Here is a 21,803-nt window from a genome sequence, read left to right on the forward strand (position 1 = left end):
GCAGGGCCATGACCGTTCGCGCCATGCTGGCCTTGGCCCCACTGGCCCTGTTGCTGAACGCTTCTGCGCGTGCCGACGATCTGCACGCCGAAGACATCCTCTCTGTTCGCGTGGAAAAGGCCGCACGCCGCCTGTTGCTGCTCGGGGCCGACGGTCGTGTCCTGCGCACTTACGATGCAATCCAGCTTGGCGACGAGCCCACCGGCGCCAAGCGTTTCGAGGGCGACGAGCGCACGCCGGAAGGCCGGTACCAGATCGATTTCGGGAACCCGGAGAGCGGTTACCACCTGTCGCTGCACATCTCCTACCCCGATGCGCGCGATCGTGCCTTTGCCGAGTCGCAGGGCCGCTCTCCCGGCGGCCAGATTTTCCTCCATGGCCAACCCAATCAACTCGAAAGAGGGCGAATGTCAGGCGATTGGACCGATGGATGCATTGCCGTGTCCAACGCCGAAATCGAGGAATTGTGGGCACTTGTAGGCGATGGCACGCCAATCGAGATTCTTCCTTGATCCGAAATCGAGGCAAATGTCCTTGACCTGATCCGTGTTTGTTCCACACCTGTTCGCATACGTGGAGCTACTAAGGAACAGCGCAATGGGGCAGGCACTGGCACAGTTCGAATACCCAACCGACGATGTGGCGCTGCTGCGCCCTCTATCGCCGCTCGCCGTTTCGGTCTTCGCAGACCGGGGATACGTGCGGGCCGAAATCGCCGAAGATGCGACGGCGGCGGGCCTGCGCGTTTCGCGCAGCACGGATCTAGGCGCACTTATCGCAGAGCCCGAGCGGCCTCTGGGCGATCTCGTGGTGGTCGATTGCCCGGTGGTCGAGGGCGCTGACATTGCCGCTCTCGTCCATCTCGACATGCGCGTGGCACGAAGCGGGGCGCGCATGATCGTCTCAACCAGCGTGGGTTCGCTCGATGACGTGTTCGGATGCCTTGACCAGTCCGATGTGCAGATTCTCGTCAATCCCAGCCGCGCGGACAGGGTGATCGCACTCGGGCGGCTGCTTCTGGCCGATGGCGCGCGCGTGCGCGAACTGTCCGACCATGATCGCATGTCGCTGCTGCGATTGACCGAGCAGGTATCCCAGCTTGCCCATCAGCTCGAGACGCTCTCGGCCCCTGCCACCGATCCCACCGGGGTGCAGGCTTCGGCGTTCGCCTTCGATGGCACTGGCGCACGCGATCCCGCAACACAGGGCCTGGTGCGGCAATCCCGGCCTGCACTTCCCGATCCCCGGCTGGTGCGCAAGATTATCCGCCAGCGCCAGTTGCGCGCCCGTTTTTTCCAGAGTGATCTTTTCGCCGATCCTGCGTGGGACATGCTGCTCGATCTCACCGCAGCGCGGGCAGAGCACAAGCGCGTATCGGTCACTTCGCTGTGCATCGCCTCGGGCGTTCCGCCCACCACCGCTCTGCGCTGGATCAGCCAGATGACCGAGGAGGGGCTGTTCTGCCGCGCCGAAGACGCAACCGATCGCCGCCGCGCTTTCATCGCCTTGTCGGACAGGGCGGCCGATGCCATGGCCCATTTCTTCGCGGAAGTCGGTAGCGCCGCGAATCTCGTCTGACACAGATATCACGTCCCCGGTCAGGCTATCCCCCCGAGGCCTGATCACCGCGCGCCCGGTCAGCCTCCGCACCGGGCGCGCGCCTGTTCCCGGCCTGTCTGGCGGACACATGACCGGAGCGGACCTCACGACTGAATCGGACTGGCCTGCCGTTGATCTGTCGGCCACGCCGGTCTAGCCAGAGGCAAAGAGGAGAGGTTGATGCGCGGTTTTCTCGTTCTTGCAGGCCTTGCCGTCCTTCCCGCGACTGCCCTTGCACAGGGCGTGCCCGCCTCGGCCCAGGGCGATGTATCGCTCACCATCTACAACAACGATCTCGCGCTGGTGCAGGACGTGCGGCAGATGTCGCTGCCGCTGGGCCGCACACGCCAGGAATTTCCGGACGTATCCGCCGCGATCCGGCCCGAGACAGTCACGCTGAATGCAGGCGGCACCGGCATCATCGAACAGAACTTCGATTACGACCTGCTCACGCCTGAAAAGTTGATGGACAAGGCCGTGGGACAGACTGTCACGATTGTCCGCACCAATCCTGCAACCGGCGCTGAAACGCGGGAGTCTGCGCTGATCCTTGCCAACAATGGCGGCACGGTCGTGCGCATTGCCGATCGGATCGAGGTTCTGCAAAGCTACAGCGCCCGCGTCATTTTCCCCAGTCTGCCCGCAGGCCTGCGCGCTCGCCCGACCCTGTCGGTCACGCTCGACACCACAAGCCCCGGCGCCCGGCCGGTCACGCTCAACTACCTTTCGCGCGGGTTTGGCTGGAAGGCAGACTACGTCGCCCTGTTCGACGAATCCGCGGGCAAGATCGACGTGCAGGGCTGGATCACGCTCACCAACAACAGCGGCACGACGTTTGACAAGGCCAAGGTGCTTCTCGTCGCCGGATCGGTTGGCGATGGAGCGCCTGACTATCGCAGCCCCGATTATCGCCGCCAGCGCCAGATCATGCCCGGAAATCGCCCCGGCACGCAAAGCGCCAACCGCGAAACGCTTGGCGATTTCTACGTCTACCCGATCGCCGGACGCACCACGGTTGCCAATGCGCAGCAAAAGCAGGTAAGCTTTCTCGACGTCGCCGCAGCGCCGGCATCAAAGGCCTACCACTTCCGCAACGGCTGGCTGCAGGGCCAGACCGAGGCGCAAAGCGCCGACACCGTCCTGCGCTTTTCCTCGGCGCGCGAAAGCGGCCTTGGCGATGCACTGCCGGCAGGCACCGTGCGCGTCTACATGCGCGATGCGCGAGGAGCGCCGCAGTTCATCGGCGAGAATACCATCGGCCATACGCCCATGGGTTCCAGTCTCGCGCTGAAGACCGGCGAAGCCTTCGATGTGAAGGTGCTACCCGTGGTCGAGAAGCGGGAACGGATCGATACGGGCGAATGGGAGCGCAGCTCGCGCTATCGCGTCACCGTCAACGGCGAACCCGCGCGCGAGGTCACGCTCGAGCAGGCCAAGGAGTTCTGGCGTACGACCATGACCTACAAGGTCACCAACGCCCGCGCCGTTCCCGTTACAGTCGAGGTCGTGCAGTCTGGCCTCGACAACTGGTGGCACGATGCGCGCGTGCCTTCCGAAAGCATCAAAGGCACGCAGCGTTCGACGGATGAACGCACGTGGAACGTGCCTGTCCCCGCCAATGGCGAGACGACGCTCACCGTCCAGTTCGACACGCGGTATTGAGCGAACAGGTGCGCCGCACGGCCATCCTCGCGTTGCTCCTGTTCGCCACACCGGCCCTTGGGCAGGACGCGGTTACCTCGACCGCGCCAGACAGCGTCTCGGTCAGCGTCTACCGGGCGCCCGACCGGGACAGCGATACCGCAATGGATCTCGACTGGCTGGAAGGCTACGCACTCGTCACCGAGAAACGCACGGTGGATATCCCGGCTGGCAAGGCCACGATCCGCTTCGAAGGCGTCGCCGCAGGTCTGTTTCCGGAAAGCGCAATCGTCACCGGCCTGCCATCGGGCGTGCGCGAGAAGAACCTGGACGCTGACCTCCTTTCACCGCGCAGTATCTATGCCCGGATGTTCGGTCGCCCGGTGATCCTGCGCCGGACGGTGCCAGCGACAGGTGCCGTGCGCGAGGAACGGGCAGTGATCCGCTCGGGGCCCGATGGCGCGGCCATTCTTCAGACTTCGGCAGGGTTCGAAGTCGCCAATTGCGGCGGGCTGAGCGACGAGATTCTCTACCCCGAAACGCCAAAGAACCTTTCCGCCCGGCCCACGCTATCGATCGAGACCGAAAGCGCCGCCGCGCAAAGGGTTACGCTCTTGCTCTCCTACCTCTCCTGGGGCTTCGACTGGCAATCGAACTACGTTATCCGCATGAACCCCGATGGCCGCACTGCGGATCTCTCGGCTTGGGTTACCCTGGCCAGCAGTGATTCCACCAGCTTTCCAGATGCCGAGACGGCCGTGATTGCAGGCGAGGTCAACCGCGAGGATAACGACCAGGGAGAAAAACCGTCGGGCGGTGAACTCGAACTGCGATGCACGCTGTCAACGACTGCTCCTGCGCCGATACCGGCTCCGCCACCGGTGCCCGTCAGTGTCCCTGCCATGATGATGGAATCGGCTGACATCGTCGTCACCGCGCAAGCGATGCGCGCGCCAATGGCGGCGCCTGTCACGGTCCAGCAGGAGGGCTTGGGCGATCTCAAGCTCTACCGCGTTCCGCTGCCTGTCACTGTCGCAGCCAACGCCCAGAAGCAGGTTGCACTGGCCGAAAAGAAGGGCGTCAAGGTCGAAGCGCTTTACCGTGCGGAGGTCTGGGAAGGCAACGTCGACGAAGTGAAGCAACTGCTGCGCACCCGCAACCGCAAGGAAGACGGGCTCGGCCTGCCCCTGCCTGGAGGCCCGGTGACGGTCTTCGAACCGCATGACGATGCCCTCCTGCTGGCAGGGGAAGGCGGCCTTGCCGACCGTGCCGTGGGTGAAGATGTCGAGATCGAACTCTCTGACGCCACGCAGGTGACAATCGAAGCCAATATCGTCGGAAGCACGAACACGACCGAGACCGTCGAACTTGTCGTTCGCAACGCAAGGCCGGTGCCGGTTCGATTCGAAGCCCGCATCGCCAAAGACGCCTCATCGCGCATTGGTTCACCCTCTTCGCGGTTGATCAACAAGGACGGTCGCAGCATCTGGGCCGTAACGCTGCCCCCAAACCACACGAAAACGCTCACTTACAAAGTGGTTAAGCCGGATTAAAAACTTCTCTGTGGTGGTGACATTTCCATCCGGGCTTATATTCCGGAGGAAATGACACTCACGGGCGCAACGGGAAATCTGAAGAGGCGGCACACAGTGGCGCTGGTCATGCTGCTTGTCGCGCTCACGGGCGGTCTTGCCTTGGCCTACTGGCATTCAATCCAGCCCCGAACCAGCGTCGATCGCGCTGGCCGCTATCGCCTCATTGCCTCCAATGGTACCATTTTCGACCGCGCCAGCCTGCGTGGCCACCCCTATCTTGCCTATTTTGGCTATACGCATTGCCCGGACATCTGCCCGGCCATGCTCGCGCAACTCGTCGAGGCGCGCAAACGATTGGGTTTGAGCGACCGGGACCTCCGCATCGTCTTCATTTCGATTGATCCTGAACGCGATACCCCGTCAAGGCTGGCAAAGTTCATTGCCCTGCTTGACGGCCCGGTCATTGCCTTGACCGGTGACCCCGGGGTTATCAGCGAAGTGGCCGACAGCGCCGCCGTATATGTAAAGCGAGTCCCTTCCGGGGATGGCAGCTACACGATCGAGCACACGACATCGGTTTTCGTCTACGACCGAGGCGGCGATTTTTTCGACACGATCCAGCCGAACGCCGGTCGGGAGGGCATTCTCGCCAAACTGCGCGGAGTCATGGCCGATCCCGGGCCTGCAGCGCCTACCCCGGCCGCGTCCGGTACGTCGTAACACTCAGGCGCACGCAACAGTTCTTGCCCGGATCCGGGGCCTGCACGGTTGCAGCGCCGCCCGATCGGGCTAGACAGGGCAAATGGCTGATCCCGCTTCCCTGCTCCATGACGGTTTTCTGCTGCTAGGCTTCGCGCTGGTATTCGTGCTCGTGTTCCGCAGGCTCGGCCTCGGCGCCACGCTGGGTTACCTGCTCGCAGGCGCAGTTGTCGGACCACAAGTCCTGGGGCTTGTCGGAGATGCCGAACAGAAGCTCGGCATTGCCGAGCTTGGCATCACCTTGCTGCTGTTTCTGGTCGGGCTCGAGCTGAATCCGTCGCGACTGTGGCGGATGAAGCGTGACATCCTCGGCCTCGGTCTGCTGCAGGTGACGGCCTGCGGCCTCGCCATCGCTGGCATGGTCGGCCTGACGACCGGGTTCAGCTGGGCCGCAGCCCTTGCGTTGGGACTGCCGCTGGCCCTTTCATCCACGGCGCAGGTCCTTCCGATGCTGCAATCGTCCGGGCGTCTGCGCACGCCGTTCGGAGAGCGCGCCTTCGCGATCCTGCTCTTCCAGGATCTCTCGATCATCCCGATGATCACGATCATCTCGGCGATGAGCCGCAATCCCGCCGATGCCGGCGGCCCTCCCGGCTGGCTGCTTGCGCTCTATACTGCTGCCGCGCTCGCCGGCCTCATCGCCGCGGGTCGCTTCGTCATCCGCCCGCTGTTCCGGCTGATCGGCAACCTTGGCGAGCGCGAAATGTTCGTCGTCGCCGCGCTCTTCACTGTCATGGCATCGGCTGCGGTCATGGAGGCGCTGGGTCTCTCGACGGCGCTTGGAGCCTTCGTTGCCGGCGTCATGCTGGCCGACAGCCCCTATCGCCACGAACTCGAAGCAGACGTCGAACCATTCCGCTCGATCCTGCTCGGTCTGTTCTTCCTCGCGGTCGGCATGATGCTCAACCTGCATGCGATTGCAGAACGGCCACTGTTCGTCATTGGGATGGCGATCGGCCTCATCGTTATCAAGGGCGCGATCATCTTCGCGATCGGCATCGCCTTCCGCATGCCCTGGCGCGGCGCACTCGCGCTCGGCCTGCTGCTCAGCCAGGGCGGCGAATTCGGGTTCGTGCTGTTTGCCCAGGCGCAGGAAGCGCTACTGATCGCGCCCGACGCGGCCAGCCTGTTCGGCGCAGTGGTCACGCTCTCGATGGCGACGACCCCGTTCCTGATGATGGCCACCAGCCGCTTCCGCAAGGAAGCCGAAGTTGCACGCGGCGAGCGCGAAGGCCCCCAGCCTGATGGCTCGAACGCGATCATCGTCGGCTTCGGACGCTTCGGCCAGGGGGTCAGCCAGATGCTGCTCGCCAGCAACATCCCCGTTACCATGATCGACACCGACATCGAGATGATCGACGTTGCCGCCGGCTTCGGCGCGAAGGTTTATTTCGGCGACGGTACCCGGATCGATCTCCTTCGCCAGGCCGGGGCAGACGAGGCCGAGATGATCTTCTTCTGCATCGACGGCGACCAGATCGCACCGGAATTTGTCGAGGCAGTTCACGAATCCTTCCCGCGCGCCGCAATCTACGTCCGCGCCTATGATCGCCGCGCCCTGATCCGGCTCAAGGGCACTCCGGCCAGCGCCGTCGTGCGCGAAGTGCTCGAATCCGCGGTGCGCATGGCGCGCATGGCGCTGAATGACGCGGGTCTTTCCGAAGAGGCGATCAACCGCGCCGAGGATATGTTCCGCGCGCGCGACCGCGAGAGGCTCAAGCTCCAGGTCGAATCCGGAGACATCCGCGTCGCCCGCGACCGCATCATCACCACACCGCAGGCGCCGCAGGACTGACAAGGATCACCACCGCAGGAGTTGACGCCCGCCCCAATCCCGGCAATAGGCGCACGCAGGCCCGGGGCGCTTAGCTCAGTTGGTAGAGCATCTCGTTTACACCGAGAGGGTCGGCGGTTCGAGCCCGTCAGCGCCCACCAGGCCTTTCCCGTCTTCCCACGCGCACTGTCGATCGCAGTGTTAACCCGGCGCTAACCACGCTGTGCAAGACTCTGGCCATGCGCACGAAGGCGATCATGACGCTGTGTCTGACGGCCCTGCTCACAGGGTGCATCGGTTCACCTGAGCCGCCGCGGCGCAAGCCATCACGCAACACCGGTGCCTCGATCACGCAAACGCCGCAAGGACGCGCCTGCCTTTCCAGCCTTGGCGCGACGCAGGCGAATTTCACCCCGCTGCCCGACCAGTACTTCGGTGCGGGCTGTTCGACCCTCAACACCGTCAAGCTCGGCTGGCTGCGCGGTGATGAAGGACGTCTCGATATCACCAATCTGGGTCCGGTGGGATGCCCGGTAGCGAGCGCGCTGCAGGGCTGGGCACGCTTCGGCGTCGATCGTGCCGCGCGCCAGATTCTCGGCAGCCCGCTCGCCCGGATCGAAACGATGGGCAGCTATTCCTGCCGCAATGTTGCTGGAACCGCGCGGCTTTCGGCCCATGCGACGGCCAGCGCCGTCGACGTCGCCGCATTCCGTCTTGCCGATGGGCGACGCATCAGCATCGTCAATGACTGGAACTCGACCTCACCGCAGACCCGCGCCTTCCTGCGGACGATCCGCGACAGCGCCTGCAAGCGTTTCGGAACCGTCCTGACGCCCGACTACAACGCAGCCCATCGTGATCATCTTCACCTCGAACCCGGCGGGCTCAAAGCGTTCTGCCGGTAAGCAAAAAGGGGCGGCCTGTTGGACCGCCCCTGCAGACCGCTCAAAGGTGTCGGGTCAGGCCGCCACGTCCTCCAGCCCGGATGCTTCGATGCGCAGGCGGACTGCTTCGGCTGCGTGGCGAGCGCCAAGCTTGCCCATCATTTTCATGCGATGGATTTCGACGGTGCGCGGGCTGATTTCAAGTTCGCGGGCGATTGCCTTGTTGCTGCAGCCTTCCGCGAGGCGATCGAGCACTTCACGTTCACGGGCGCTGAGGCGCGAGATGCGCTGACGGGCTTCTGCGGCGCGGGCGCGCTGGGCGCGGAATGCGTCAGCCTCGCGCGCGGCACCGGCTACTGCCTCGTTCAGAGGGGCGATCTGCGACGGCATTGCAAGGTAATCGAGTGCGCCAGCCTTGATCGCGCGGACCACGGCCGAAGTTTCAGGCAAATCGGAAATCGCGATCACCGGAAGCCAGTGCCCCGCGTGCATCATCGCCGCGATCAAGTCAGGTATTCCCTGCCCGACCGGTTCATCCTGCGCCAGGACAAGCCCGCCCGATGGCGCGTGCGCCAGCAGCTCTTCAGCATTGGCGTAGATTTCGGCGTGGTGCCCGGCTGCGAACGCGAGGCGTGCGAGCTGGGCCCTGCGGGCGGAGTCACCATCGAGGATGTGAAGGGTTACACGATCAGCCATGCCGCTGATTAACCACGCACTTATGCGATATGGCCACAGGCGTTAGCTTCGTAATGAACTGAATAAGCTGGCAAAGACGGCTCAGCTACACGTTTTTCCTTAGGATGATCTCTTCGGGAACGGACCAAATCGCGTGTGCCGGACCGGTTCATCCGGTGCGATTTGACCGTTTGCGGTCAACAACCGTCGAATCGGATGGCCCGCCGCTTGCTGCGGTTAACCTCGATGTATCGCCGTTGCGCGCATTTGGCTGTCCAAGCGCGATCAGTTGCCGCCCGCCTGTTCACCATCCTGGGCAAAGGAATAATCGGGTAGTGAATGGAATGCCTGGCGCAACGCCTCGCTCCAACTTGACGAGATCGACTTGAAATAGGGATCGCTGGCCAGGATACGACGATTGTGCAGCGGCTCGAACCGGTCGCGTTCCATCACCATCAGGTCGAACGGAAGCCCGACCGAAAGGTTTGCCGCGAGCGTGGAATCGAACGAGACCATCATCAGCTTTACCGCGTTCTCGAAGGTCATCGAGCGGTCATAGCCGCGCAGCAGGATCGGGCGGCCGTACTTGGTTTCGCCGATCTGGAAAAAGGGCGTATCGAAGCTCGCCTCGATGAAGTTGCCTTCAGGGTAGACCATGAACAGGCGCGGCTCCATGTCCTTGATCTGTCCTGCCACGATCATCGATGCGGTGAAACGCGGGCCTTCGCTCTGCATGCCGCCGTCCTGGCGACCCTCGATCACGCCGCGCAGCAGCCCGCCCACCTGGGTGGCGATCTGGAACATCGTGGGGGCTTCGAGGATGGATGGGCGACGATCGCACGGCGCCTTGTTGCGCTCTTCCAGTTGCGAAATCACTGCCTGCGTCGTGGCAAGGTTGCCTGCGGTCATGATCGTGATCTGGCGCTCGCCGGGCACCGACCAGTGAAACATCTTGCGAAACACCGAGATGTTGTCGACGCCCGAGTTGGTGCGGGTGTCGCTCATCAGGACAAGTCCCTTGTCGAGCATCATTCCCACGCAATACGTCATTGGCCTGCCCCGATGTCTTGCCGATGCGATAACCTCGTCCGGCGCGCGCGGCGACTCCGGACCCCCTCGGTCGTCAGCGCGTCCTATTGTTCCACACGCTGCTGCTGCACGGCAAGCTTCACGTGCATGGACTCGTCTCGCGATCCGTACCTTATCCCCGTAATCGGTGCGGCATCGCGATAGTCGCGGCCTGTCGCCACGCGGACGTAGCGCGCATCGGGGCTTATCCCGTTCGAGATGTCGAAGCCGACCCAGCCCAGCCCTTCGACGAACGCCTCCGCCCAGGCATGGCCCGCTTCCTGGTCGACGCGGTCGTCCATCATCAGGTATCCGCTGACATAGCGCGCCGGTATGCCAAGCGCGCGAGCCGCGCCGATGAACACATGGGCGTGGTCCTGGCAGACGCCCCTGCCAGCCGCGAGCACGCCTTCAGCGGTCGTCGCGGCATCGGTATGGCCGGTGGCATATTCAACCCGGCCGCGGATCTGCGCCGACAGGCTGTGGAGCGCTGCCACCGTGTTGCCTTCCGAGGGTAGCGAACCGATCAGGCTGCGCATCCTCTGCCCGGTGCGCGTAAGGTCGGTCTGCTCGAGGAACAGCCAAATGGGCATGAAGCCGGAATGACGACCGATGATGCCAGCCTCGTCGTTGGTGTCGACGATGCCATGGCACCGGATCGTAACTTCGCGGGCACCTGCGTCGAAGGAGATCAACGAGACATGATTGAAATTGGAGTCATCGTATTCGACCTGCAGGTGGGCACCGTCGAACTCCATGTGCCAGTCGAGCACGCGCTGTCCGGACGATGCCTTGGGCGTTAGCCGCAAGCGCTGCATCCCGCGCGATACGGGCTCGGAAAAGACGTAGTGCGTCGTGTGGTCAACCTCGATGCGCATGAAAGTCAGGGCCTATTCGGTGAATCGATAATCGCGCTGGATCTGCAGCGCGAGCGCGGTGTTGGCGCGGATGAACTTGCCGATGAATTCGTGCAGTCCCTGCTCGAAGATGCCCTCGATCGTCGCCTGGTGGAACTGGCAATCGGCATCGCGCAGAATCTCGTGGCTGTGCATCTCGTTGCCGTACTCACGCGCAAGGCTCGAAAGATTGGAGCGCAGCTTGGAATAGCAGAACGCCAGGCTTCGCGGGAAACGGCCATCGAGGATCAGGAATTCGGCGATGCCGCGCGGGTCCATGCGTCCGGCGTTGAGCCAGCGATAGGCACGCTCACCCGCGACCGAGCGCAGCACGTTTTCCCACTGCACGTTGTCGAGGCTCGATCCCACGTAGGAGACCGAGGGCAGCAGCACGTAATACTTCACGTCGAGAATGCGCGCGGTATTGTCAGCGCGTTCGATGAAGCTGCCCATGCGCGCGAAGTTGTAAATCTCGTTGCGCAGCATGGTGCCTTCCATGGCCCCGCGGACCTGGGTCGACTGCCGACGCACCAGATCGAGCACATCGCCCAGCCGCGTTTCTGGCACGGGTCGCGCGAGCGCTTCCTTGAGGCGCATCCAGCCATCGTTGACCGATTCCCACACTTCGCGCGTGATCCCGGCGCGGACCATGCGGGCGTTGAGCCGCGCGGCCTCGGTCATCGCCAGGATGCTGCCGGGATTGTCGCGATCGCGCAGGATAAAGTTGAACACGTGCGGGCCGGTGTACTCGCGTCCATGTCGCGCCTCGAACGCGGGCTGGAGACCCAGCGTGACGATCAGCGAGCGCCATTCGTCGGTCGCGTCCGAAGCCGAACGCGTCAGCGCCATGCGGAAACCGGCCTCGATCAGGCGCGAAATGTTCTCCGCGCGCTCAAGGTAGCGGAACAGCCAGAAAATGCCGTTTGCAGACCGTCCTAGCATTTGATTTCCTTGGGCATCAGTCGTCCAGTACCCAGCTGTCCTTGGTGCCACCGCCCTGCGACGAGTTCACGACCAGCGATCCCTTCTTGAGCGCGACACGCGTGAGACCCCCCGGCGTGATGTCGATGCCGTTGGGGCTGACCAGCACGAAAGGCCGCAAGTCGACGTGACGCGGCGCAAGTCCTGCCTTGGTCAGGATCGGCACGGTCGAGAGCGAAAGCGTCGGCTGCGCGATGTAGTTCTCCGGCCGCGCGCGCAGCTTGGCCTCGAATGCCGCCAATTCCTTCCGCGACGAGGTCGGGCCGATCAGCATGCCATAGCCGCCCGAACCGTGGACTTCCTTGACTACCAGTTCGGCCAAGTTGTCGAGTACGTACTTGAGCGCCTCGGGCTCGGCGCAGCGCCAGGTCGGCACGTTCTGCAGGATCGGCTTCTCGCCGGTGTAGAACTCGACGATCTCTGGCATGAACGAATAGATCGCCTTGTCGTCGGCAATCCCCGTGCCCGGCGCATTGGCAATCGTGATGCCGCCTGCGCGATAGACGTCCATGATGCCCGATACGCCCAGCACCGAATTGGGATTGAACGTCAGCGGGTCGAGGTACTCGTCGTCGACCCGGCGATAGAGCACGTCGATCGGCTGATACCCGCGCGTCGTGCGCATCGCGATGCGCCCGTTCTCGATCCTGAGATCGCTGCCTTCGACCAGCTCGGCGCCCATCTGGTCGGCAAGGAACGCGTGTTCGAAATAGGCCGAATTGTAGATGCCCGGCGTCAGCACCGCGACCACCGGCGTCCGCCCGTCGCACGCAGGCGGCGCGCAGGCCGCGAGGCTGCGGGCAAGACGGCGCGGATAGTCCGAAACCTCGCGCACCCGCACGCGGGTGAACAGTTCGGGGAACATCGCCATCATCGTCTCGCGGTTCTCCAGCATGTAGGAGACGCCGGACGGCGTGCGCGCGTTGTCCTCGAGCACCATGAAATCGTCCTCGCCCGTGCGGACAAGGTCGATCCCGACGATGTGGGTATAGACCCCGCCCGGCGGCGTGAAGCCGACCATCTCGGGCAGGAACGCCTCATTGTTCTTCAGCAGGCGCGCGGGCAAACGGCCGGAACGCACGATTTCCTGGCGGTGATAGAGATCGTGCAGGAAAGCATTGAGCGCGCGCACGCGCTGCTCTATCCCGCGCGAAAGCTTGCGCCATTGCTGCGCGGTGATGATCCGCGGGACCATGTCGAACGGGATCAGCCTCTCTTCGGCGTCCTCGTTGCCATAGACATTGAAAGTGATGCCGGTGCGCCGGAAGAACGCTTCAGCCTCGGTGCCCTTGCGCCGCAAGAGGTCCGGCGGCTGCTCGTCATGCCAGTTGCAGTAACCTGCGTATGCAGGCCTTACCGAGCCGTCGGCTTCGAGCATCTCGTCATAGGACGAGGGCAGAGTTATTTTCATAGGCACATCCCGTCTGGCACCCAAGCTTGCACAACGAATCGGGTTTGCCAAGCGCGCGAATGCTGCACCTGCGAAATATTTTGGAACGGCTGTGGAGGACCGTGCGTGAGCGCGGCCGGACGAGTTCCGATTAGTAGGCGTCGATCAATCGCTTGACGGTATCGGCAACATCGGGGTGCGCGGCGAAGCCAAGGTGCGTGCAACGCAGCGGCACTGCGAGATCGCGTTCACCCTTTCGGCCACGCGCAGACCGCGGCGACACGATCCCGTCACGCGCGCTCCACAGCGCAACCGTCGGCACCGGCGGCTTGACCGACATGTCCTGCCCGATCGGCGGTGCATCGACCGAGTGGCCGGCAATCAACTGATAGGCACGCCAAGCGTTGTTTGCCCGCCGGTCGCCCGAAAACGGAGTGCCCATGGTCACCACCAGTCGGACCGCTTCGGGATGGAGCCGCGCCACTTCGCGCGCAAAAATCCCGCCAAGGCTCCAGCCGACCAGTGCCAGCGGCTCGCCTTCCTTGCGCGCCATCGCGACGACGCGTTCGCACAGGCGCTCAAAGCGCTCTTCGCTAGGGCCGAAGTTGAACCCCAGCCCCCAATCGCTGACCCGGTGACCTGCTGCCTCAAGCACGCGGCCGAGCGGCTTCATCCGCACCGGATGCGTGCCGAAGCCCGGCAGAAGCATGATCGGCCGCGAAGGCCCGGCTGCCTCCACTACGCCGCGCGGACGGCGCAGCGCCTGCCAGTGCTCGACCGGGGTGCGCAGCTCGCCCAGCAACCGCTCCCACGCAGGGCCGCGCGGGCCCTCGGGACGTGGCTGGAACGCCAGTGTCTGTCGCCGCACGAACTCGTCGCGCAGCGCGGCAAGGCGGGCAGAAACCTGCGCGCCTTTATTCCCGCCACTGTCTTGCCTGAACATCATCGCCATTGCCTGCGCCCTATCGGCCTAACCGCGGATGAACGCCAGCACGGTGCAATTGTTTCACATTTGCGTCAAGAAACGGGACATCAGGCAGTTGGGTGCCCTTGGGGAAGTCATGATCAGGATTGCTCGTCGCCCCTGCATTCACCCATGTGCCTGGAAACCAGCCCCATCTGCATGACCATGGCCTTGCCGTTGGGCGCGGTGCCGGTCATGTCCATCGCCATGTCATAATTGTCGGGGCTGTAGGTTCCGGCGAGCGTCATCTTGGCAGTAGTGCCCGCTTCTTCGCCCTTGCCTGCGCAAGTCATTGTGGCGTCGATCTTGCCGCCACCCATGCTGAAGCTGTCATAGCGGCAATCCTCGCCCTGCTGGCCGAAGAACTTGCCGCCGGGCTTCTCGGCCTCTTCCTTGGTCAGGCACGAGGCGAAAGTGCGGGTCTTCCCCAGCATCTTGCCCATCGCGGCCTTTGCCTCGGGCGGCATGCCTTCCACCTCGAACTTCCTGAACTGCATCGTCAGCTCCCAGCGACCGGGATTGAGCTTCATCCCCGCATCGGCAACGGACTTGGCCACTTCCCCGGTGCTGGCATTCTTCTTCTCCACGGTAGCGCCATCGTTGCAGGCAGACAGCATCATCAGCGGGATCAGGGCAATTGCGGCGCGCATGGGCTTCGTCCTTTCTCGTCTCGAACAAGAAGCTATCACCTTGCCCCGAAAGCACCAGTGCGCCCTGTCACTCCGGTTGCGCGGACGCGTTCTGTTCCCCATATCCGCTCCATGGCCGAACTCGTAATCCGCAGGGGGCTCGAAGAGCCCGATACATCCGGCACGTTCGTGCCTCATCGCCCTGCCCGGCCTGACAAGGTCGAGGGCGGACGTCCGTTCAAGGTCGTCTCCGACTACCAGCCCGCGGGCGACCAGCCCACCGCCATAGCCGATCTCGTGGCTGCTGCTCGCGAAGGCGACATGACGCAGGTCCTGCTCGGCGTCACCGGCTCGGGCAAGACCTTCACCATGGCCAAGGTGATCGAGGAACTGCAGCGCCCCGCGCTGATCCTTGCCCCCAACAAGATCCTCGCCGCGCAGCTCTATGGCGAAATGAAGAGCTTCTTTCCCGAAAATGCGGTCGAGTATTTCGTCTCCTACTACGACTATTACCAGCCCGAAGCCTACGTCCCCCGGTCAGACACCTACATCGAAAAGGAAAGCTCGACCAACGAGGCAATCGACCGGATGCGCCACTCGGCCACGCGCTCGCTGCTCGAACGTGACGACGTGATCATCGTGGCCTCGGTCTCGTGCATCTACGGCATCGGCTCGGTCGAGACCTATTCGGCGATGATCTTCGATCTCAAGGCCGGCCAGTCGGTCGACAGCGGCGAAATCATCCGCAAGCTGGTTGCCCTGCAATACAAGCGCAACGACACCGCGTTCGCGCGCGGCACTTTCCGCGTGCGCGGCGACAATCTCGAGATCTTCCCATCGCACTACGACGACACTGCCTGGCGCATCAGCTTCTTCGGCGACGAAATCGAGACGATTGCCGAATTCGATCCGCTCACCGGCAAGACCGGCGCCAAGCTCGACACCGTGCGCGTCTATGCCAATTCGCACTATGTTACCCCCGGCCCGACGATGAAGCAGGCCGCAAGCGCAATCCGCTTCGAACTAACCGAACGGCTCAAGGAGCTGGAAGCGGAAGGCAAGCTGCTCGAGGCCCAACGGCTCGAACAGCGCACCAACTTTGATCTCGAGATGATCGCCGCGACGGGTTCGTGCGCGGGGATCGAAAACTACAGCCGCTTCCTCACCGGCCGCCTGCCGGGTGAGCCGCCGCCGACGCTGTTCGAATACCTGCCCGACAACTGCCTGCTGTTCCTCGACGAAAGCCACCAGACCGTGCCGCAAATCGGCGCGATGGCGCGTGGTGACCACCGTCGCAAGCTGACGCTCGCCGAATATGGCTTCCGCCTGCCAAGCTGCATCGACAACCGCCCCTTGCGCTTCAACGAATGGGACGCGATGCGCCCGCAGACCATCGCGGTCTCGGCCACGCCTGCCTCGTGGGAGATGGAGCAATCAGGCGGCGTCTTTGCCGAACAGGTCATTCGGCCCACGGGCCTGATCGACCCGCCGGTGTTCATCCGCCCGGTCGAGGACCAGGTGCAGGACTGCATCAACGAGTGCAAGGAAGTCGCCGCCAAGGGCTACCGCACGCTCGTCACCACGCTGACCAAGCGCATGGCTGAGGACCTGACCGAGTTCATGCACGAGGCGGGCTTGCGCGTACGATACATGCACTCCGACGTCGAGACGCTGGAGCGCATCGAGCTGATCCGCGACTTGCGGCTTGGCGTCTATGACGTGCTCGTCGGCATCAACCTTTTGCGCGAAGGCCTCGATATTCCCGAATGCGGCCTTGTCTGCATTCTCGACGCGGACAAGGAAGGTTTCCTGCGCTCCGAAACCTCGCTGATCCAGACCATCGGCCGCGCCGCGCGCAACGTCGATGGCCGCGTCATCCTCTATGCCGACCGCATGACCGGCAGCATGGAACGCGCCATCGCCGAGACCGACCGTCGCCGCGCCAAGCAGGAGGAATACAACGCCCTTCACGGCATCACCCCCACCACGATCAAGCGCGACATCCACAACATCGTCGCCGACACCGCCAGCCGCGATGGCGTCATCGTCGACATCGAGGACGGCGAGCGCAACAATCTCGTCGGCCACAACCTGCGCGGCTATATCGAGGACCTCGAAAAGCGCATGCGCAACGCGGCGGCCGATCTGGAATTCGAAGAAGCGGGCCGCCTCCGCGATGAAATTCGCCGTCTCGAAGCCACTGAACTCGGCCTGCCCGAAGCAGATCGAAAAGCCCCGATCGTCGGCCGAAGCAACGAGGGCAAGCCAGGGACAAGGAAGACTCGGTACGGGAAAAGCCAGAAGACGAAGTGGGGGAAGTGATGAGGACCAGGATTATTGCGATTGCCGCGCTCGCTCTCGCCGCCTGCTCGAAATCGCCTGCCCCGCTCACACGTGAGGGCGCGCCCGAGAACGCGGTGCGCATGGCGCTGCCCGAGGGTGAGGCATTGCCGGGCGTGCAGGACGGGTCTTCTCCGGAGGTCTGGGCGGGATCGCCCGATGGCATGTCCGCGCGATTCGGCAAGGCTGGCGAGCAGCCGCTGGTCTCGGTCGCCTGCCGCGATGGCGTGCTGGTGGTGACGCGCAATGCCTATGCACCGGTTGGCGCGCAGGCGCTGTTCGCGCTTGTCGGCAGCGAGGGCATTCTGCGCCTGCCGGTCGATGCGACGGCCATAGCGGGGCAGCGCGGCTATATGTGGCAAGGTACGCTTGCCGCAGACGATGCCCGTGTAAAAGTGCTTGGCGGAGCCTATACCGGAACGCTTCCGGGCGCGGGGATGATCAAGGTCCCGGCCGGCGGCGCGGTCCGCGACGTTATCGCGCGCTGCCGTGCAACCGCTCCGACGAGTGCGCCGGAACCCGTCGCCCCCACGCAAGCGGTTGACTAATTCCGGTATGAAAGCGCGGGAAGAAGTGCGGCTTCAGACCTTGCCGAACTTTGCCTCGTAAGCGGCGGTATCCCCGCTCGCCAGCAACCGTGCCTGTTCGATCCAATTGTCGCGCGTGGCCCGGCCTGCAAACGATCCCAGTTGCGCATCGATCCGCGCGATGTCCTCATCGGACCAGGCCGCGATCTGGGCGTAGCTGGTAATGCCCAGCGAGGCGAGCAGAGCCTTGAGCTTTGGCCCGACGCCCTTGATGCGGCCAAGATCGTCACCTTGCGTCGCTGTGGCGACTGGGGCCGACTCGACAATCTCCTCGCTCGCCGCGGCTGCAACGATTTCGCCAATGCCTGCCATCGTCCCCATGCCCGGCGGCGGGGTTACCAGTGCGGCCGCGCTGGGCGCTTCGATCAGCGCGCTGTTGCGCTCGGCTGGAGCCGCGCCTTCGGAAAGGACATCGACATAATCCCGTCTGGCCGGCGCGGGCTTCGTCCTGCCCCACAGCCACCAGGTGATGAACGCCACCAGCAGGACGATGCCTGCCACCACCACCTGATGGGCCTCGATCAGTTCGCGCATATCAACACACCCCCGTGCAGATCATGCCGCCTGCTGCTTGCGGAACAGCACGCGGTCTTCTGGCCCGAACGAACGGACCCACAACATGTAGCAATAAATACCCAGAATGGCGGGAATGCCGAGCGAAAGTTCGGCCCACTCGGGCAACCACGTTACGGCCGTGCCGACGGCTGCAGCCGGTATGATCGCCCAGGCAAGGCCCCAGCGCCAGTTGCTGATGCTGCGGCCAAGCAACCGCGCAAGCACGCGCGATTTGACGGCCGACGAAAGCCCCAGCGCCAGGGCAAGCGCCAACGCCGCTGCTGCTGCGACATACATCGGTCCCCATCCGGCGTTGCGTGCTGCCACGATAAGCACGATCGTCAGCACCGCCTGGAACGCGATGGTCGCAAGGCTGATCCACAGGTTGCGCATCCGCGCGAGGTAGACGAGAGCTGCCTCGCTGACGACCGCCTTGGACGCCACGACCTCTGCCACCAGCAGGAAAACCAGCGCGGCGGTGCCCGAAACGAAGGCTGGGCCGCCAAGTCCCATCAGCCCCTCGCCCGGAATGCCCAGCGCCATCGCTATGCCGATCTGCGCCGCGCCGATCCAGAAGCCGACCTGGCACACCTGCTTGGCGATCGCGGCGTAGTCCTTGTCCTTGACGCTGCGGGTGATCACCGGCCCCAGCACCGGCTCGAAGCTGGTCTTCAGCTTCTGCGGCAACGAGGCGAATTGTTGCGCGAAATAGTAGATGCCGAGCGGCGCCTCACCCACGAAGAAGCGCAGGATGAATACGTCGAGCTTGCGCGTCCCCCATTCCACGGCGTCAGCTCCGGCCAGCGGCACGTTACGGACCGCCAGTTGCCACAGCAGCATCGGATGCGGCTTCCACGCAGCTGGCAGACCATAGGACCGGACCAGCGAGAACAGCGCTACCGCCGTCGCCGCCCAGACCGACAGGAGATAGGCAAGGCTGAGCCCTGAAGCGGGTGAAACGAAGTAGAACACGCCCGCCGCGATCGAGATCGTCCACGGTTCCACCACAGAGCGCGCCCGCACCGTCGCCCCCACGTCGAACCGATAGGCAAGTGCCGCCAGCGCCAGGTCTCCCAAGGCCAGCCCCGGAATCGCCAGAACCAGCAGCCGATCGGCCAGCGTGAAGCTACTGCTCGGGTACATCGATTGCGGGAAGGCATAGATCACAGCACCCATGCCGAGCGACAGCGCCATCGCCAGCAGGAACGAGTCGCCCACGCTGTTGGCAGGATGCTGGTCGCCTTCGGCCAGTCGCTGCGCAAGGCCGCGCTTCTGCCCCAGCGTTGCCAGCATCCCTGCAAATTCGACCATGACCAGCGCCGAGGCGAAGCGCCCCATGGCAGGCGCTCCATAGAAACGGCTGGCAATGATGAGGAACGGGATGCGCGCCAGAAGACGCAGCAGGAAACCGAGGAAATTCGTGCGCCCGCCCTTGGCCAGCGCGGCAATGTCCTGCTGACCGGATTGTGGTGTCGAAGCCTCAGACAAGCGGGTTTTCCGCCTTCAACGGACGCGACAGCAGCCCTGCCACGACTTCGCGTGCCGGCGCGCCGCCATCCAGCAGAGTCACCACCGCTTCCACGATCGGCATCGAGATTCCGCGCGCGCGCGCAAGTTCCGCCAGCACCGGCGCAGTGAACGCCCCTTCCGCGACCGAATTCTTCGCGCCCAGCACGTCCCCCACGCTCGCGCCCTCGCCGAGCGCCTTGCCCAGCGAGAAGTTGCGGCTCGATGTGGAAGAACAGGTCAGCACAAGGTCTCCCAAACCCGAAAGGCCCGACAATGTTTCCGGCTTGGCCCCCAGGGCCAGTCCGAAGCGCTGCATTTCGGCAAAGCCGCGGCTGATCAGCGCGGCGCGCGCGTTCTGCCCAAGCTGCAGTCCGTCGACCACACCGCAGGCGATCGCCAGCACGTTCTTCACCGCCCCGCCGATCTCGGCCCCGGTTACGTCATCCGAATAATAGGGCCGGAATGCAGGCCGCGCGATCGCCGCCGAAAGGCGGTTCCACTGCGTCTCGCCCCCGGCACAGGCCAGCGTGACTGCCGTCGGCAGACCTGCTGCCACCTCATGCGCGAACGTCGGCCCGGACAGTACCGCAAGGCTCGCGCCGGGTGCCGCATCGCGTGCCACATCAGCCATCAATCGCCCAGTCCCTGCCTCGATCCCCTTCGAGCACAGCACCACGTCGCCATGATCACGGCCGATCCCGGCCAGCACGCGCGCCAGATGCTGTGCTGGAGTCACCAGCAACAGAACCGGCACGCTGGCCATCTGTGCCAGATCGTCGGTCGCGCGGATCGATGGATTGAGCTTGGCCGAGGGCAGGAACAGACCGTTGCGGCGATCGTCGTTGATCTGTGCCACCAGTTCGCTCTCGCGCGCCCACAGCAGGACTTCGCGCCCGTCGCTTGACAGCATCTGCGCCAGTGCCGTGCCCCAGGCTCCGGCGCCCACGACACCAACTTCCAAGGTCATGCCTTCACCCCCGCACCGCGCACCGGCGCGGCGTTGTCATCCAATGGCCAGCGCGGGCGCGCTGCCACATCGAGCGGGTCCGTGTATCCCAGAGCAAAGCGCTCCGCGCCAGCCCAGCCGATCATCGCCGCATTGTCTGTGCACAGTTTCGGCGGCGGGGCGACCAGAGGCAGGTCATGCGCACGGCCCAATGCCTCCAGTGCGCCACGCAGCGCCGTGTTGGCCGCAACCCCGCCTGCCACGACCAACGCGGTCATCCCCGGGGTCGCAGCCTCCAGCGCGATCCGCGTCCGGTCGATCACGCAGTCGATGGCCGCAGCCTGAAATGATGCCGCGATGTCGGCATCGGCATGGATCCCGGCATCCCTGGCCCGCATCACCGCGCTCTTGAGCCCGGCGAACGAGAAATGCACCTCTCCGCTGCCCACAAGCGGTCGCGGCAGGCGCACCGCGCGCGAATTGCCCTCGCGCGCCATGCGCTCCACTGCCGGCCCTCCTGGATAGCCCAGCCCCAGGATCTTGGCGGTCTTGTCGAATGCCTCCCCCAGCGCATCATCGATCGTCGTCGCAAGGCGGCGATATTGCCCGACGCCCGCCACTTCGAGAATCTGGCAGTGCCCGCCCGAAACCAGCAGCAGAAGATAGGGATAGCGCAGGGCAGGATCAGCCAGACGCGGCGAGAGCGCGTGGCCCTCGAGGTGGTTGACCGCGATCAGCGGCTTGTTCGCTGCCATCGCCAGTGCCTTGCCCGTGACAAGCCCTACCATCACGCCGCCGATCAGCCCCGGCCCAGCGGTTGCCGCAATCGCGTCCATATCGCCAAGGCCAAGCCCCGCATCGGCCAGCACCGCCTCGATCATCGGGCTGAGCACTTCGACGTGCGCGCGCGCCGCAATCTCGGGCACCACGCCGCCATAAGGGCGGTGCGCTTCGTCCTGCGAAGCGATGCGCTGCGCCACGATGCGGGTCTCGAGCGACGCGCCATTGCTGTCGATCACCGCGGCCGCGGTTTCGTCGCAACTGGATTCTATGCCAAGGATCAGGGCCATC

20 protein-coding genes and 1 tRNA gene are annotated in these 21,803 nt (G+C 64.3%); 10 read left to right on the plus strand and 11 right to left on the minus strand.

The annotated features are described in order from the left end of the window. Positions 1-8: 8 nt before the first annotated feature. The 8 genes from AC2A04_RS05800 to AC2A04_RS05835 all read left to right on the plus strand — a co-directional run bounded on the left by AC2A04_RS05800 (position 9) and on the right by AC2A04_RS05835 (position 8,213). Positions 9-512, plus strand: a complete 504-nt coding sequence (locus tag AC2A04_RS05800) for a L,D-transpeptidase family protein (RefSeq protein WP_484211337.1) — start codon at positions 9-11, stop codon at positions 510-512. An 85-nt stretch (positions 513-597) separates the two neighbouring features. Beyond that, entirely contained in the window at positions 598-1,578 is a 981-nt protein-coding gene (locus tag AC2A04_RS05805; RefSeq protein ID WP_484211338.1) for a MarR family transcriptional regulator, read from the plus strand. 201 nt (positions 1,579-1,779) lie between these two features. Further along, positions 1,780-3,261 (plus strand): DUF4139 domain-containing protein, encoded by a 1,482-nt coding sequence (locus tag AC2A04_RS05810; RefSeq protein ID WP_484211339.1) that lies wholly within the window; start codon positions 1,780-1,782, stop codon positions 3,259-3,261. Next, entirely contained in the window at positions 3,258-4,793 is a 1,536-nt protein-coding gene (locus tag AC2A04_RS05815; protein ID WP_484211340.1) for a DUF4139 domain-containing protein, read from the plus strand. Before AC2A04_RS05810 ends, AC2A04_RS05815 begins: the two co-directional genes overlap by 4 nt. A 96-nt stretch (positions 4,794-4,889) precedes the next feature. Further along, on the plus strand, positions 4,890-5,495 hold the full coding sequence (locus tag AC2A04_RS05820) for an SCO family protein (protein WP_484211341.1): 606 nt from the start codon (positions 4,890-4,892) through the stop codon (positions 5,493-5,495). Between the two features lie 82 nt (positions 5,496-5,577). Further along, positions 5,578-7,329, plus strand: coding sequence for a cation:proton antiporter domain-containing protein (locus tag AC2A04_RS05825; protein WP_484211342.1), 1,752 nt, complete (start codon positions 5,578-5,580; stop codon positions 7,327-7,329). A gap of 64 nt (positions 7,330-7,393) precedes the next feature. Next, positions 7,394-7,469: transfer RNA gene (locus AC2A04_RS05830), tRNA-Val, on the plus strand. A gap of 78 nt (positions 7,470-7,547) precedes the next feature. Beyond that, complete coding sequence (locus AC2A04_RS05835) at positions 7,548-8,213, plus strand: extensin family protein (protein ID WP_484211343.1); 666 nt, start codon at positions 7,548-7,550, stop codon at positions 8,211-8,213. Positions 8,214-8,267: 54 nt separating this feature from the next. Here the strand turns inward: AC2A04_RS05835 and AC2A04_RS05840 are convergent, their stop codons facing one another. The 7 genes from AC2A04_RS05840 to AC2A04_RS05870 all read right to left on the minus strand — a co-directional run bounded on the left by AC2A04_RS05840 (position 8,268) and on the right by AC2A04_RS05870 (position 14,816). Further along, positions 8,268-8,888, minus strand: a complete 621-nt coding sequence (locus AC2A04_RS05840; protein ID WP_484211344.1) for a response regulator transcription factor — start codon at positions 8,886-8,888, stop codon at positions 8,268-8,270. A gap of 264 nt (positions 8,889-9,152) precedes the next feature. Next, the gene (locus AC2A04_RS05845) at positions 9,153-9,917 is read right to left on the minus strand and encodes a proteasome-type protease (RefSeq protein ID WP_484211345.1); all 765 of its coding nucleotides are present in this window, start codon (positions 9,915-9,917) and stop codon (positions 9,153-9,155) included. Between the two features lie 83 nt (positions 9,918-10,000). After that, entirely contained in the window at positions 10,001-10,813 is an 813-nt protein-coding gene (locus AC2A04_RS05850) for a transglutaminase family protein (protein WP_484211346.1), read from the minus strand. A gap of 12 nt (positions 10,814-10,825) precedes the next feature. Continuing rightward, positions 10,826-11,773, minus strand: coding sequence for an alpha-E domain-containing protein (locus AC2A04_RS05855; RefSeq protein WP_484211347.1), 948 nt, complete (start codon positions 11,771-11,773; stop codon positions 10,826-10,828). Positions 11,774-11,789: 16 nt separating this feature from the next. Continuing rightward, positions 11,790-13,223, minus strand: a complete 1,434-nt coding sequence (locus AC2A04_RS05860; protein ID WP_484211348.1) for a circularly permuted type 2 ATP-grasp protein — start codon at positions 13,221-13,223, stop codon at positions 11,790-11,792. 130 nt (positions 13,224-13,353) lie between these two features. Further along, positions 13,354-14,148, minus strand: coding sequence for an esterase/lipase family protein (locus AC2A04_RS05865; protein ID WP_484211349.1), 795 nt, complete (start codon positions 14,146-14,148; stop codon positions 13,354-13,356). A gap of 119 nt (positions 14,149-14,267) precedes the next feature. Beyond that, a complete protein-coding gene (locus tag AC2A04_RS05870; protein WP_484211350.1) occupies positions 14,268-14,816 on the minus strand; it encodes a DUF3617 domain-containing protein in 549 nt (182 codons plus the stop codon). Between the two features lie 111 nt (positions 14,817-14,927). Between AC2A04_RS05870 and uvrB the strand changes: the two genes are divergently transcribed. Both uvrB and AC2A04_RS05880 read left to right on the plus strand, forming a co-directional pair. Continuing rightward, positions 14,928-17,117, plus strand: a complete 2,190-nt coding sequence (gene uvrB / locus AC2A04_RS05875; protein ID WP_484211351.1) for an excinuclease ABC subunit UvrB — start codon at positions 14,928-14,930, stop codon at positions 17,115-17,117. Continuing rightward, on the plus strand, positions 17,117-17,683 hold the full coding sequence (locus AC2A04_RS05880) for a hypothetical protein (protein WP_484211352.1): 567 nt from the start codon (positions 17,117-17,119) through the stop codon (positions 17,681-17,683). The genes uvrB and AC2A04_RS05880 overlap by 1 nt, the downstream gene beginning before the upstream one ends. 33 nt (positions 17,684-17,716) lie before the next feature. Here the strand turns inward: AC2A04_RS05880 and AC2A04_RS05885 are convergent, their stop codons facing one another. Genes AC2A04_RS05885 through tsaD form a run of 4 tightly spaced genes read right to left on the minus strand, consistent with a single transcriptional unit; the run spans position 17,717 to position 21,802 of the window. After that, entirely contained in the window at positions 17,717-18,256 is a 540-nt protein-coding gene (locus tag AC2A04_RS05885) for a hypothetical protein (protein ID WP_484211353.1), read from the minus strand. Between the two features lie 21 nt (positions 18,257-18,277). Beyond that, entirely contained in the window at positions 18,278-19,765 is a 1,488-nt protein-coding gene (locus AC2A04_RS05890; protein WP_484211354.1) for a lipopolysaccharide biosynthesis protein, read from the minus strand. Then, positions 19,758-20,753, minus strand: a complete 996-nt coding sequence (locus tag AC2A04_RS05895; RefSeq protein WP_484211355.1) for an NAD(P)H-dependent glycerol-3-phosphate dehydrogenase — start codon at positions 20,751-20,753, stop codon at positions 19,758-19,760. The genes AC2A04_RS05890 and AC2A04_RS05895 overlap by 8 nt, the downstream gene beginning before the upstream one ends. Beyond that, positions 20,750-21,802, minus strand: coding sequence for a tRNA (adenosine(37)-N6)-threonylcarbamoyltransferase complex transferase subunit TsaD (gene tsaD, locus AC2A04_RS05900; protein WP_484211356.1), 1,053 nt, complete (start codon positions 21,800-21,802; stop codon positions 20,750-20,752). The genes AC2A04_RS05895 and tsaD overlap by 4 nt, the downstream gene beginning before the upstream one ends. Position 21,803 lies beyond the last annotated feature (1 nt).

This window comes from Novosphingobium sp. HNCC26DJ243, from assembly GCF_057180545.1.